General features: G+C 70.1%; 8 protein-coding genes and 1 tRNA gene. 3 read left to right on the top strand and 6 right to left on the bottom strand.

Annotation, left to right across the window (positions count from 1 at the left end; genetic code table 11):
• Nucleotides 1–80 precede the first annotated feature (80 nt).
• The 3 genes from pepN to ASE76_RS16880 all read left to right on the top strand — a co-directional run bounded on the left by pepN (nucleotide 81) and on the right by ASE76_RS16880 (nucleotide 3,958).
• The gene (gene pepN / locus ASE76_RS16890; RefSeq protein WP_055842418.1) at nucleotides 81–2,810 is read left to right on the top strand and encodes an aminopeptidase N; all 2,730 of its coding nucleotides are present in this window, start codon (nucleotides 81–83) and stop codon (nucleotides 2,808–2,810) included.
• A 52-nt stretch (nucleotides 2,811–2,862) separates the two neighbouring features.
• Nucleotides 2,863–3,870 carry a class 1 fructose-bisphosphatase gene (locus tag ASE76_RS16885; RefSeq protein ID WP_055842181.1) on the top strand — a complete coding sequence of 336 codons (1,008 nt, stop codon included), beginning with the start codon at nucleotides 2,863–2,865 and terminating at the stop codon, nucleotides 3,868–3,870.
• A gap of 12 nt (nucleotides 3,871–3,882) precedes the next feature.
• A tRNA-Thr gene (locus tag ASE76_RS16880) sits at nucleotides 3,883–3,958 on the top strand.
• A 95-nt stretch (nucleotides 3,959–4,053) separates the two neighbouring features.
• Here the strand turns inward: ASE76_RS16880 and ASE76_RS16875 are convergent.
• From ASE76_RS16875 to ASE76_RS16850, 6 genes are all read right to left on the bottom strand, one after another.
• Complete coding sequence (locus tag ASE76_RS16875) at nucleotides 4,054–4,467, bottom strand: hypothetical protein (protein WP_055842179.1); 414 nt, start codon at nucleotides 4,465–4,467, stop codon at nucleotides 4,054–4,056.
• 115 nt (nucleotides 4,468–4,582) lie between these two features.
• Nucleotides 4,583–4,936 carry a hypothetical protein gene (locus tag ASE76_RS16870; RefSeq protein WP_055842176.1) on the bottom strand — a complete coding sequence of 118 codons (354 nt, stop codon included), beginning with the start codon at nucleotides 4,934–4,936 and terminating at the stop codon, nucleotides 4,583–4,585.
• 206 nt (nucleotides 4,937–5,142) lie between these two features.
• Nucleotides 5,143–8,361 carry an EAL domain-containing protein gene (locus ASE76_RS16865; protein ID WP_236698507.1) on the bottom strand — a complete coding sequence of 1,073 codons (3,219 nt, stop codon included), beginning with the start codon at nucleotides 8,359–8,361 and terminating at the stop codon, nucleotides 5,143–5,145.
• Between the two features lie 115 nt (nucleotides 8,362–8,476).
• On the bottom strand, nucleotides 8,477–9,442 hold the full coding sequence (locus ASE76_RS16860; RefSeq protein WP_055842171.1) for an alpha-E domain-containing protein: 966 nt from the start codon (nucleotides 9,440–9,442) through the stop codon (nucleotides 8,477–8,479).
• Between the two features lies 1 nt (nucleotide 9,443).
• Nucleotides 9,444–10,889, bottom strand: coding sequence for a circularly permuted type 2 ATP-grasp protein (locus ASE76_RS16855; RefSeq protein WP_055842168.1), 1,446 nt, complete (start codon nucleotides 10,887–10,889; stop codon nucleotides 9,444–9,446).
• A 110-nt stretch (nucleotides 10,890–10,999) separates the two neighbouring features.
• On the bottom strand, nucleotides 11,000–13,498 hold the full coding sequence (locus tag ASE76_RS16850; protein ID WP_236698506.1) for a DNA internalization-related competence protein ComEC/Rec2: 2,499 nt from the start codon (nucleotides 13,496–13,498) through the stop codon (nucleotides 11,000–11,002).
• Nucleotides 13,499–13,600: the final 102 nt, after the last annotated feature.

The raw sequence follows: 13,600 nt of genomic DNA, 5'->3' as shown, positions 1-13,600 counted from the left end.
CCCGGGCGGCTTGCCACGCGGGCCGTCCCACCCACTTTTGTTTCGCCACATCGGCCCAATTTTCCGGAGAAGCTCCCATGATGCGTGAAGGCCAGTCCACCGCGATCCACCGCGCCGACTACACCGCCCCGGCGTTCTGGATCGACACGGTCGATCTCTGCTTCGACCTCGACCCTGCGAAGACCCGGGTGCTCAACAAGATGCGGGTGCGCCGCAACCCCGACGTGGTGCCGCAGGCATTGCGCCTTGACGGCGAAGAGCTCAACCTGGCGCGGGTGCTGGTCAACGGCCAGGGCACCTCGTTCCGCATGGACGGCGACACCCTGGTGCTGGAGAACCTGCCGGCCGGCGACGACCCGTTCGAGCTGGAGATCTTCAACACCTGCTGTCCCGCCAAGAACACCAAGCTGATGGGCATCTTCGTGAGCGAAGACACCTTCTTCAGCCAGTGCGAGGCCGAGGGCTTCCGGCGCATCACCTACTTCCTGGACCGTCCCGACGTGATGGCCAGCTACACCGTCACCCTGCGCGCCGACAAGGCCCAGTACCCAGTGCTGCTCTCCAACGGCAACCTGATGGAGGAAGGCGAGCTGCCCGACGGCCGCCATTTCGCCCGGTGGGTCGATCCCTTCAAGAAACCCGCCTACCTGTTCGCCCTGGTGGCCGGCAAGCTGGTGGCCCGCGAGCAGAAGATCCGCGCACGCAACGGCAAGGAGCACCTGCTGCAGATCTTCGTGCGCAGCGGCGACCTCGACAAGACCGAGCATGCGATGAACTCGCTGATCGCCTCGATCGCCTGGGACGAGGCGCGCTTCGGCCTGCCGCTGGACCTCGACCGCTTCATGATCGTCGCGACCAGCGACTTCAACATGGGCGCGATGGAGAACAAGGGCCTCAACATCTTCAACACCAAGTACGTGCTGGCCAGCCAGGCGACCGCCACCGACGCCGACTTCTCGGGCGTGGAATCGGTCATCGGCCACGAGTACTTCCACAACTGGTCGGGCGACCGGGTCACCTGCCGCGACTGGTTCCAGCTGAGCCTGAAGGAAGGCCTGACCGTCTTCCGCGACCAGGAGTTCAGCATGGACCTGTGCGCCGACCCGTCTGCCCGCGCGGTCAAGCGGATCGAGGACGTGCGCGTCCTGCGCACCGCCCAGTTCCCCGAAGACGCCGGCCCGATGGCCCATCCGGTGCGGCCCGACAGCTACATCGAGATCAGCAACTTCTACACCGTCACCATCTACGAGAAGGGCGCGGAAGTCGTCCGCATGATGCAGACGCTGGTCGCGAGCGAAGGCGACACGCTGGGCCGCAAGGCATTCGAGAAGGGCATCACCCTCTACTTCGAGCGCCACGACGGCCAGGCGGTCACCTGCGACGACTTCGCCCAGGCCATCGCCGACGCGAACCCGCAATCCGACCTGGCGCGCCTGCTGCCCCGGTTCAAGCGCTGGTACAGCCAGGCCGGCACGCCGCGCGTCAAGGCCGAAGGCCACTACGACACCGACGCGCGCCGCTACACCCTCACCCTGTCGCAGAGTTGCCCCGCCACGCCGGGCCAGCCCGACAAGCAACCCTCGGTCATCCCGGTGCGCCTCGGCCTGCTGGCACAGGACGGCACTGCGCTGCCGGTGCGCTACACCGTCGGCGGCGGCGCGCCGGTCTCGGCACCGCTCTTCGTGCTGACCGAGCCGCAGGAAACCCTGGTGTTCGACGGCCTGGACGCGGCGCCGGTGCCGTCGCTGCTGCGCGGCTTCTCCGCGCCGGTGATCCTGGACATCGACTACACCGACGCGGACCTGCTCAACCTGCTGGCCCACGACGCCGACCCGTTCAACCGGTGGGAAGCCGGCCAGCGCCTGTCGCTGCGCCGAGCTATTAATTTGATAGCGGACAGCCGAAGCGAATCGCCGGCTGCAGGCACTTTCGATGCCCAGTTGCTCGATGCGGACTACCTGGAGGCGATGCGCGGCGTCCTGCGCCATCCGACGCTGGACGCGGCCTTCAAGGACCTGGTGCTGACGCTGCCGTCCGAGGGCTACATCGCGGAACAGCTGGCCGTCGTCGATCCGCAGCGGATCCACGCGGTGCGCGAGGCGATGCGCGCGCAGATCGCCACCGCGCTGCAGGCCGACTGGGCCTGGGCCTGGGAGCAGCACCACGACAACGGCGCCTACACGCCCGATCCGCTGTCGTCCGGCCGCCGCGCGCTCGCCGGCCTGGCCCTCACCCACCTGTGCCTGGCGGCCCGCAGCTCCGGCGACACCGTCTGGCCCGGCCGCGCCTTCCAGCGCTTCAAGGACGCCGACAACATGACCGACCGCGCCAACGCCCTGCAGGCGCTGGTGGTGGGCGGCAGCGAGCTGGCCAAGCCGGCGCTCGAGCGCTTCCACGCGCTCTTCAAGAAGGAAGCGCTGGTACTCGACAAGTGGTTCTCGATGCAGGCCGGCGCGCCCGACCGCGGCGGCGACGTGCTGCCCGCGGTGCAGAAGCTGATGGCGCATCCGGACTTCAGCCTGAAGAACCCCAACCGCGCCCGCAGCGTGATCTTCAGCTTCTGCAGCGCCAACCCCGGCGCCTTCCACCGGGCCGACGGCGCGGGCTACGCCTTCTGGGTGGAGCAGGTGAAGACGCTCGACGCGCTCAACCCGCAGGTCGCCGCCCGCCTGGCCCGCGCGCTCGACCGCTGGAAGAAGCTGGCCCCGGCCTACCGCGACCAGGCCCGCGACGCGATCGCCCGCGTGGCCGCCCTGCCCGCGCTCAGCAAGGACACCCGCGAGGTCGTCGACCGGGCCCTGGCCGACTAGCCTGCCCGCTCCGCACCACGCCCCCCATTTTTCCGAGAGAAGGACACCGCCCATGGCGCAGAAAATCAGCCTGACCCGCTACCTGGTCGAGAAACAACGCACCGACGGCCACATCCCCGCGCAACTGCGCCTGCTGCTGGAGGTGGTGGCCCGCGCCTGCAAGGGCATCAGCCAAGCCGTCAGCAAGGGCGCGCTCGGCGACGTGCTGGGCACAGCCGGCAGCGAGAACGTGCAGGGCGAAGTGCAGAAGAAGCTCGACATCATCAGCAACGAAGTGCTGATCGAAGCCAACGAATGGGGCGGCCACCTGGCCGCGATGGCCAGCGAGGAGATGGACAGCATCCACCTGATCCCGAGCCGCTACCCGCAGGGCGAGTACCTGCTGCTGTTCGACCCGCTCGACGGCTCCAGCAACATCGACGTGAACGTCAGCATCGGCACCATCTTCAGCGTGCTGAAGAAATCCGATGCGCACCCCGGCGTGCAGGAATCGGACTTCCTGCAGCCCGGCACCCAGCAGGTCGCCGCCGGCTACTGCCTCTACGGCCCGCAGACAACGCTGGTGCTGACGGTGGGCAACGGCGTCGCGATGTTCACGCTCGACCGCGAGCAGGGCTCGTTCGTGCTGACGCAGGAAGACGTGCGCATTCCCGCCGACACCAGGGAATTCGCGATCAACATGAGCAACATGCGGCACTGGGACGCGCCGGTGAAGCGCTACATCGACGAGTGCCTGCAAGGCCAGGACGGCCCGCGCGAGAAGGACTTCAACATGCGCTGGATCGCCAGCATGGTCTCCGACGTGCACCGCATCCTGACGCGCGGCGGCATCTTCATGTACCCCTGGGACAAGCGCGAGCCCGACAAGCCTGGCAAGCTGCGCCTGATGTACGAAGCCAACCCGATGTCGTGGCTGGTCGAGCAGGCGGGCGGCGCCGCCACCGACGGCCGCGAGCGCATCCTGGACATCCAGCCGACCAAGTTGCACCAGCGCGTCGCGGTGGTGCTCGGATCGAAAAATGAGGTCGAACGCGTCACCTCCTACCACCGCACGCTATAATCGCGGGCTTCAGCCGGTGTAGCTCAGTCGGTAGAGCAGCTCATTCGTAATGAGAAGGTCGGGTGTTCGATTCATCTCTCCGGCACCAAATCAAAAATCCCGCTACCTCTCGGTAGCGGGATTTTTTCGTTGGGGGCCGGTCCGCAGTGCCGGTAAGCATTGCGAGGTGGACTGCCCGATCGATCAGCGTGTGCCGGTACCGGTACCCGTGCCGGTCGTGCCCATGCCAGAGCCGCCCATCGAGCCGGTGCCGCTGGTACCGGCGCTGCCCGGCGTCGTGCGGCTGCTGCCGACCGGTGCCTGGTTCGACATGCCGCCCGGTGCCATCTTGTCGGCGCGGGTGGTGCCCTTCGTCGCATTGGCAGGATTGGTGCCGCTCGGCGTGGTGGCGGTGCCCGGGGCGGTGCTGGGCGTGGCCGGGCTGCTCATCGCGCCGGCACCGGTCGCGCTGCCGGTGCTGCCCGAGCCGCCCGCACCACCGGCACCCGCGCCCCCTGCACCACCGGCGCCGCCGGCACCTTGTGCGAAAGACAACGGAATGGTGGCGCCGAAGGCGGCCACTGCCAGAGCACAGGCGATCTTGTTGCGGAATTTCATGGGTATCTCCAGAAGAGTGGGGGGCGACATGCCCAAGACACCCAACTTAAAGCACGCCTGCGGATGGCGTGCCCGCCCATGTCGTCCAGGGAGGTAGGACGGGGCCTGCGGTGCGTCAGCGGGTGCCGGCCGCGCCGCCCGGGTCGCCTTTAGGCTTCGCGGACGGGACCCCGGCGTCGGACGCGTCGTGGCGACGGCTGCCGGTGCCGAAGGGCGCGCGGCCCAGGTCGCCTTCGCGCCTGGGCGCAGCCGCCCTGCGCGGCCTGGCGTCATGGCCGGCACCGGCGTGCTGGGTGCCCGCGGACGCGGCACCCTGGCCGGGTGCGGAGGGCGCGGTCACGGCCGGTGGGCTGTCGTTGCCGGACGCGCCCTGTGCGTTGGCGCCAGTGGCCGCGATCAGCAGCAGCAGCGTCGCCGCCGCGGCGTGCGCAGTACGGCTGTCGATGCGGATGGTGGGGAGATGGATCATCGTGTCTCCGGATGGGAAATGAATCCCACTTTCGCACGGCTCGGCACCGGGCAGGTGCCCTCCAGACGGGAAAACGGCCCGAAGAAGGGTAAGCACCGACAGGGGCATTACCGATAGCCCCCGCGGCATACAGCTCGCACGGCGCCTTTCTGCGAGGCACCGCCGGCACCGTCGTGTCGCCAGACGGTCGCGGCTCGACAACCGCGCTAGCGGAGCGAGTGCATGTCGTGGTCGTCGTCCATCAGGTCGCGGGCGGCGTAGTGCGCCTTGAGCCACTCCTCCAGCTGCGGCACCGCCATCGGCCGGGCGAAGTGGAAGCCCTGCAGCTCGTCGCAGCCCAGCACCTTGAGCCGCTGCGCGGCCGCGGCCGACTCGACGCCCTCGGCCACCACGCCCAGGCCCAGGTTGTGGCCCAGCGCGATGATGGCGCGCACGATGGCCAGGTCGGTCGTGTCGGACAGCAGGTCCTGCACGAACGACTTGTCGATCTTCAGCTTGTCGATCGGGAACCGCTTCAGGTAGGCCAGGCTGGAATAGCCGGTGCCGAAGTCGTCGATCGAGAAGCGCAGGCCTAGCGCCCGCAGCGACGAGAGTGCCGCACCGGAGGCATCGGCGTTCTCCATCAGCTGCGTTTCGGTGATCTCCAGCTCCAGCAGCCGCGGCTCGATGCCGGTGCGGGCGAAGAAGTCGCGCAGGAACTCGAGCACGTCCGGATCGCCCAGCTGCACGGTGGAGATGTTGACCGACAGCGCGATCGGCTCCCGCCCCGAACGAGCCCAGCTCTCCAACTGGGTGCAGGCCTTCTGCAGCGCCCAGAGGCCGAAGGGGCGGATCAGCCCGGTCTCCTCGGCCACCGGGATGAAGACCGCGGGCGACACGCTGCCCAGCTCCGGGTGCTGCCAGCGCATCAGCGCTTCCATGCCCACCACCTGCAGCGTGATCGCATCGACCCGCGGCTGGTAGTGCAGGCTGAGCTCGTCGTGCTCCAGCGCCACCCGCAGGTACTGCTCGATGGTGCGGCGCTCGCGGGCCAGCTGGTCCAGCTCCGACGAGAAGAAACGCACCTGGTCGCGGCCGGCGGCCTTGGCCTCGTACATCGCAGCGTCGGCCCGGCGCATCAACTCGTCGAGGTTGGAGCCGTCCTCGGGATACACCGCGATGCCGATGCTGCAGGAGACCCGCAGCTCGTTGCCGTCGCCGTCGTGGGGCGCCCGGATCAGCGGGATCAGCCGCTGCTCGACGATGTCGCGGATTTCCTGCACCGTGTCGACGCTGCGCAGCACCACCACGAATTCGTCGCCGCCGAGCCGGCTCACCGTGTCGTCGCCCCGCACTGCCTGGGCCAGGCGGCTCGCGACCGAGCGCAGCAGCGCGTCGCCCACATGGTGGCCGAGCGTGTCGTTGACCAGCTTGAACCGGTCGAGGTCGATGAACAGCACCGCCACCCGCTCGCCCGCCACCTCGGCGCTGGCCAGCGCGTCGGCCAGCCGGGTCAGGCAGAGCGCCCGGTTGGGCAGCTCGGTCAGCACGTCGTGCTCGGCCAGGAAGCGCACCCGCGCCTCGGTGCGCTTGCGCTCGGTGATGTCGACCGAGATGCCGATGTAGTGCGAGATCGGGCCCAGCTGCGCGTTCTCGCGCACCGCCGACACGATCAGCCACGCCGGGTAGCTCTCGCTGCGCATGCGGCGGAAGGCCACCTCGCCCTGCCACGCCCCGCGCTCGGCCAGGGTGTCGGCCATGCGGTGCGCCAGCGCGCCCTGCTGCGGCTCCTCCAGCAGGGTGGAGAAGGTCTGTCCGATGACCTCGTAGGCCTCGTACGACGTGCTGCGGCAGAACGCGTTGTTCACGCTGAGCACCCGCTGTTGCTCGTCCATGATGACGATGCTCTCGGACGATGCCTCGAACACCTTGGCCCACAGTTCCAGCCGGCGCTCCATCTGCTTCTGGATGTTGATCGGGGTGATCGAGGTGAGCACCGCGTCCTGCCCCTGGAACTGCAGCCGGCGTGCCGAGAGCAGCGCCCACGACACCTCGTCCGCGCCGCGCCAGCAGACCTCGAACTCGTCCACCGCACCGCGGTCGGCCAGTTGCTGGAAGAACCGTGCCCGCACCGACGGTTCGAGGCTGCGGCCCCACGGATCGTCAACCATGCCGCCGAGCCATTGCGCGGCCGGCGTGTTGGCGTGCAGCACCGTGTGCCGCGGCACCGAGGTGACGACCATCGCGATCGGCGTCGCCTCGACGATTTCCTGTTGCGCGTGGGCGGCCCGTTCGCGCAGCGCCAGCTCCTGCTGCGTCTCGCGCTCCCGGCCCAGTTGGGCCAGCATGCCGTTGAAGGCCTGGACCAGCTGGCCGATCTCGTCGCGGCTGTTCCAGACGGCGCGGTGGCGGTAGTCGCCGGTGCGGCGCACGTCGTCGGCCACCCGCGCCAAGTGCCGCAGCGGCCGGGCGATCTGCTGCGCGACGGCGTAGACCAGCGTCAGGATGCAGGCCAGCAGCAGCAGCGCGGTGCCCAGGTGCAGCCACATGCGGGTGAAGAGCGCCTGGACCCGCGCGTCGAGCATCTGGTCGAGCTCGGCGGCGGCGCGCGACCAGGCCTCGTCCAGTTCCTCAAGCGTTTCGGCATGGGCCTTCTGCAGCATGCCGACGTCGCCGGCCGAAGGACCGTCGGCCATGCGCTGCACGATCGCCAGGAAGCGCCCCAGGCTGGCACCAACGCCGGCCTGCCCCGGCTCCAGGGCCGCACGCAGCGCGGGGGACCCCGCGGCGAAGGCCTGCAGGTAGTCCGATCGGATGCCGAGGCTGGTCGCGTCGATCCGGCCGGCGAGGATCAGCAGCTCGGCCCGCCGCTCGCCGCGTTGCAGCGACGCGAGGCCCGGCCCGTCCAGCGCCCGCATCGTGTCGTTCATCACGTCGAGCAGTTCGGGGAAACGCAGCACGACCAGCGACATCGCGTAGTAGCTGTCGAGGTCGGGGTCGAGGATCAGGTTGGACTGGTTGCCGACGGTGGTGAGCAGCTCGCGCGAGGCCCGCACCAGGTCGCGCAGTTCCGAAGCCGGGGGCGGCGCACCGGCGTTCTTCGCCTGCAACTGCTGGGCCTTGTCCCAGGCCTGGACGAACGAGGCGCTGGCCTCGGCGGACCGCAGGGCCGGGTCGTGCTGCAGCCGCAGGGATTCCAGCCGCTGCCGCGCTTCGGCCGGCGGCGCCGCCTGCGGGTCGCGCGACGGCAGGAACGGGATCAGCAGCATGTCGCGCACCGCGGCGCTGTAGACGCTGCCTACGCTCTCCTTGCGGGTGAAATCGATCGAGAGGAATTTCTCGTGGATCAGGATGCCCGAGACGAAAATGACCGCGCTCAGGTCGAGCAGGTAGATCAACGTGAGCTTCTTGCCGACCGAGAGGCGGCGCAGCCAACGCGTGAGCACATGCAGAACCGGGAGCTTGGGACCGTGGTGTGCGGGAGCGCCTGACGCTGGACTGGAAATTTGGGTGCTCCCGGGATGGCGCCGCGTACCGCTCTGGACCTGCCTGCCGCGCCGCTTACGCGGTCGTCGGCACCAGGAACTCGCGGCTGATGTGGGCGCCCAGTTCGTTCACGCGGTCGAGGAACTGCGTGAGGAAGGCGTGCAGGCCGGTCGCCAGGATCTCGTCGATCTGGCCGAACTGCAGGTCGGCGCGCAGCTTGCCCGCCTTGCGCTGGCTCACGCTCACCGTGCCCGGATCGTTCACCACGAAGCCCAGGTTGGCGACGACCTCGTTCAGGCTGGAGTGCAGCGAGCGCGGCATGTCGGCCCTCAGGATCAGCAGGTCGGCGACGCGCTCCGGACGGATCACGTCGCGGTAGACGCGGCGGTAGATCTCGAAGCCCGAGACGCTGCGCAGAATCGCGCTCCAGTGGTAAAAGTCGTACTCCTGGCCGCGCTCGCTGGCCGACCCGTAGAAGTCGTTCTGGATCGCGTGGAACTTGGTGTCGACCAGGCGGGCGGTGTTGTCGGCCCGCTCCAGGAAGGTGCCGATGCGCATGAAGTGCAGCGCCTCGTCCATCAGCATGGTGCCGACCGTCACGCCGCGCGAGAGGTGCGAGCGGAACTTGACCCATTCGAAGAACTGGGCCGGATCGCGCTCGAACTCGCCCTGGCGCAGCATGCGGTTGACCTCCAGCCAGGTCTGGTTCTGGGTTTCCCAGGCCTCGGTGGTGAGCGTGCCGCGGACCGCGCGTGCGTTCTCGCGGGCCGCCTTCAGGCAGGAGACGATCGAGGACGGGTTGGCCTCGTCCTTCACCATGAACTCCATCACCTCGCGGGCGGTGATGGTGCCGTGCAGCGCGGTGTAGTGCGGCAGCAGCTCGCTGATGGTGAGCAGGCCTTCCCAGCCGGTCAGCGCGGCTTCGGCGGACTGGGGCAGCAAGGCGGTCTGGTAGTTGACGTCCAGCATGCGGGCGGTGTTTTCCGCCCGCTCGGTGTAGCGGGACATCCAGAACAAATGGTCGGCGGTGCGGCTCAGCATGTCAGACTTCCAGAATCCAGGTGTCCTTGGTGCCACCACCCTGGGACGAATTGACGACCAAAGAGCCTTCTTTCAGCGCCACGCGGGTCAGACCGCCCGGCACCATCTGCACGTCCTTGCCCGACAGCACGAAGGGCCGCAGGTCGATGTGGCGCGGCGCGATGCCGCTCTCGACGAAGGTCGGGCAGCTCGACAGGCTCAGCGTGGGCTGGGCGATGTAGCCGTCGGGCCGGGCGATCAGCGCACGGCGGAAATCCTCGATCTCGGACTGGGTCGACGCGGGGCCGACCAGCATGCCGTAGCCGCCGGCGCCGTGCACTTCCTTGATCACCAGGTCCTTCATGTTGGCGAGCACGTAGGCCAGATCGTCCGGGTTGCGGCACATCCGGGTCGGCACGTTCTTCAGGATCGGCTGCTCGCCCAGGTAGAACTCGATCATCTTGGGCACGTAGGGGTAGATCGACTTGTCGTCGGCCACGCCGGTGCCCACCGCATTGCAGATCGCCACGTTGCCGGCGCGGTAGGCCTGCAGCAGCCCGGCACAGCCGAGCGTCGAGGTGGGGCGGAAGGCCAGCGGATCGAGGAAATCGTCGTCCACCCGGCGGTAGATCACGTCGACCCGCTTCGGGCCGCGGGTGGTGCGCATCCAGACGAAGTCGTCCTTCACGAAGAGGTCCTGGCCCTCGACCAGTTCGACGCCCATCTGCTGCGCGAGGAAGGCGTGCTCGAAGTAGGCGCTGTTGTACATGCCGGGCGTGAGCACCACCACCGTCGGGTGCGCGGTGGCCGGCGGCGCCGAGGCGCGCAGGGTCTCCAGCAGCAGGTCGGGATAGTGCGCGACCGGGGCCACGCGGTGGCGGCTGAACAGGTCGGGGAAGAGCCGCATCATCATCTTGCGGTCTTCGAGCATGTAGCTCACGCCGCTCGGGACGCGGAGGTTGTCCTCGAGCACGTAGTACTCGCCGTTGCCCTGGGCGTCCGGCGCCCGCACGATGTCGATGCCGGCGATGTGCGAGTAGATGTGGTTGGGCACGTCGACGCCCATCATCTCGGGGCGGAACTGCGCGTTCTGCAGGATCTGCTCGGCCGGGATCATCCCGGCGCGGATGATCTCCTGGTCGTGGTACACGTCGTGCAGGAAGCGGTTGAGCGCGGTGACGCGCTGCACCAGGCCCCGCTCCATCGTCGCCCACTCGTGCGCCGGGATGATCCGCGGGATCAGGTCGAAGGGGATCAGGCGCTCGGTGCCGGAGCCGTCCTCGTCCTTCGCGCCGTAGACGGCGAAGGTGATGCCCACCCTCCGGAAGATCATCTCCGCCTCTTCGCGGCGGACCCGCATGGCATCGAGCGGCTGGCCGTCGAGCCACTGGCCGTACGTGCGGTAGTGGTCTCGCACGTTGCCGGTCTCGGGCGGCAACGCGGTGTACATCTCGTCGAATAGCTGCATAAAGGGGCGATCTCCTGGCAGTGAGGATAGCAATTTCCACGCCTCGTTATGGGGAGCCGGCGGAAGATTTCGCGTCGGATAAAACCTTGTGCCGCAGCCGACGATTTTTCTCAGGGTAATGAACCGGGCTGCGGCAGGTGCTGCCAGTAGTGTGGCGCAACCCGGCGCTCGCACGCCATCCGGCCCGGCGCGGCACTGCTCCACCGCGCGGCGCCGCAGTCCGGGCTGGCGACCAGGGTCGCGCCGCGGGCGGCATAGCGGGCCGCCACCTCCGGTGCCGGATGCCCGAAGCGGTTGCGGTAGCCGGCCTGCACGATCGCCCAGCGCGGCGCCACCGCGTCGACGAAAGCGGCGGTGGAGGAGGTACGGCTGCCGTGGTGCGGCACCAGCAGCACGTCGGCCGCGAGCGGTGCGCCGGCGCTGCGCAGCGCGTCCTCCTGCGCCGCCTCGATGTCGCCCACCAGCAGCGCGGTGGCGGAGCCGGTCGAGATGCGCAGCACGCAGCTGAGTGCGTTGCTCTTCGCCGCGGCGGTGTAGTCGGCCGCCGCGGGATGCAGGAATTCGAAGCGCACGCCGTCCCAGTCCCAGTGCTGGCCCGCGGTGCAGCTGTCGATGGGGCGCAGCGCCTGCAGCGGATGGCCCGCCTCGACCGAGCTGCGCAGCGTGGCCTGCGGCTGCCGGGCCAGGACCGCCGCGGCGCCGCCGGCGTGGTCGGTGTCGCGGTGGCTCACCACCACCGTGTCCAGCCGCTCGCCCAGGGCCTGCAGCAGGGGCACCAGCACCCGGTGGCCGGCGTCGCTGTCGGCGGAGTAGCGCGGGCCGGTGTCGTAGAGCAGGCTGTGCCCGGCGGTGCGGACCAGCACCGCGTTGCCCTGGCCGATGTCGGCCGCCAGCAGCTCGAACTGGCCCGGCGCCGGGCGCGGCGGCTGCCAGAACAGGGCCGGCAGCAGCGGCGCCAGGCCCAGCAGCCGCAGCGGCACCGGCAGGCGCATGCAGAGCAAGGCGCCGCCCAGCACCGCGGCGGCGGCGGCCCACGCCGGCGCCGCCGGCCGTGCCACGGTGGCCCACGGCCAGGCGGCCATCACCGCCAGCACGCCGCCCATCGCCTGCACCGCCCAGGCCGCCGCATCCCACAGCACCGGCAGCACCACCCCGCCCATCGCCAGCGGCGTGACCAGCAGCGTCATCCACGGGATCGCCACCAGGTTGGCGACCAGGCCGACGGCAGACGCCTGGCCGAAGAGCAGCAGGGTCAGCGGCGTCAGCGCCAGGGTCACCACCGCCTGTTCCCGCAGAAGCCGGCCGGCCCAGCGGCCGACATTCGAATGAAAAGTGCCCGCAGCCGGCGTGACGCGCCGGCCACCCGCTATCGAATCCGTAGCAAACAACACGCCGACCGCCACGAAGCTCAGCCAGAAGCCCGCCTGCAGCAGTGCCCACGGATCGAGCGCCACCACCGCCGCACAGGCGGCCAGCCATACCTGCGGCCAGGGCCAGCGGCGGCCCGACAGCCGCAGCAGCGCCACCACCGCCAGCATGCAGACCGTGCGCTGGGCCGGCAGGCCGCCGCCGCTGAAGAGTGCGTACCCGGCGGCCAGCGCCACGCCGCCGAGCAAGGCCGCGTGCTGTGCCGGCACCGCGCGGCAGAGCCGGCCCGAACGGCGCCACAGCCGCCCGATCACCGCGGCCGCCAGCCAGGCGAACATGGTCACGTGCAGGCCCGAGATCGACACCAGGTGGGCGACGCCGGTCGCGCGGAACACATCCCAGTCGGCCCGGTCGATGGCGCGCTGGTCTCCGGTCACCAGGGCGGCCACCACCCCGGCGGCCCGGCGACGGGCATCGGCCGTATCGGGCGCAGCACCGCCGGGCAGCGCCAGCCGGGCATAGATCGCGTCGCGCACCGCCTGCCGGGCCCGCTCGACCGGGTAGCGCCAGGTGGGCCCGAGCAGCCGGGGCCGCGGGGCGGAGGCGGCGACCCGCACCGTGCCGGTCGCCTGGACGCCCTGCTCCCAGGCCCACAGCTCGTAGTCGAAGCCGTGCGGGTTGCGGGTACCGTGCGGCGCCTTCAGCCGCACCGTCCACTGCCACCGGTCGCCGGCCCGCACGTCGGGTAGCGATGCCTGCGCCGCCAGCGGATCGGCGCCCCCGAACGCACCGGCCCCGTGCCAGCCCAGGTCGACCAGCGGCGGCACCCGCACCGGTGCGCCCTCGAGCACGGCCGTATCGGGTGCGAAGCGCAGGCGCAGGCCGGCCTCGGCCCGCTGGGGCATCGCGACGACGGTGCCGGTCATCGCCAGGTCGCGGCCTTCGAGGGCCGGGTCCAGCGCGTCGGCGGCGAACCACGCGGCGCGCAACCCGGTGGCGCCCCAGCCCGCCGCCAGCGCGGCCAGCAGCAGCACCGCACCGCTGGCCCGCAACCGGCCGAACGACAGCCGCGCCCGCCGCGTAGCGCGCAGCAGCAGCACCGCCAGGCCGGCGACCGCCACCGCCGCGTACACGGAGACGGGCGACAGCACCGGCTGCAACAGCTGCAGCCCGGTGCCGCCGATGGCCCCCACCAGCGCCCAGGCCATGTCGGGTCGCTCCGCCGCGGCGGGCCGGGGCATGGCAGGTACGGCGTGGGCGGGCGGCACGGCGGGCATCGGAGGGCGTGGGGCGTCAGCGCGAGGTCGGGGAACCGGCGCGTCGCCGTCGTAAGCGGTAACGGC

It is taken from the genome of Xylophilus sp. Leaf220 (assembly GCF_001421705.1).
GTDB lineage: Bacteria > Pseudomonadota > Gammaproteobacteria > Burkholderiales > Burkholderiaceae_C > Xylophilus.
The sequence above is the reverse complement of the archived record's forward strand: the minus strand, read 5'-3'. Positions and strand labels throughout refer to the sequence as shown.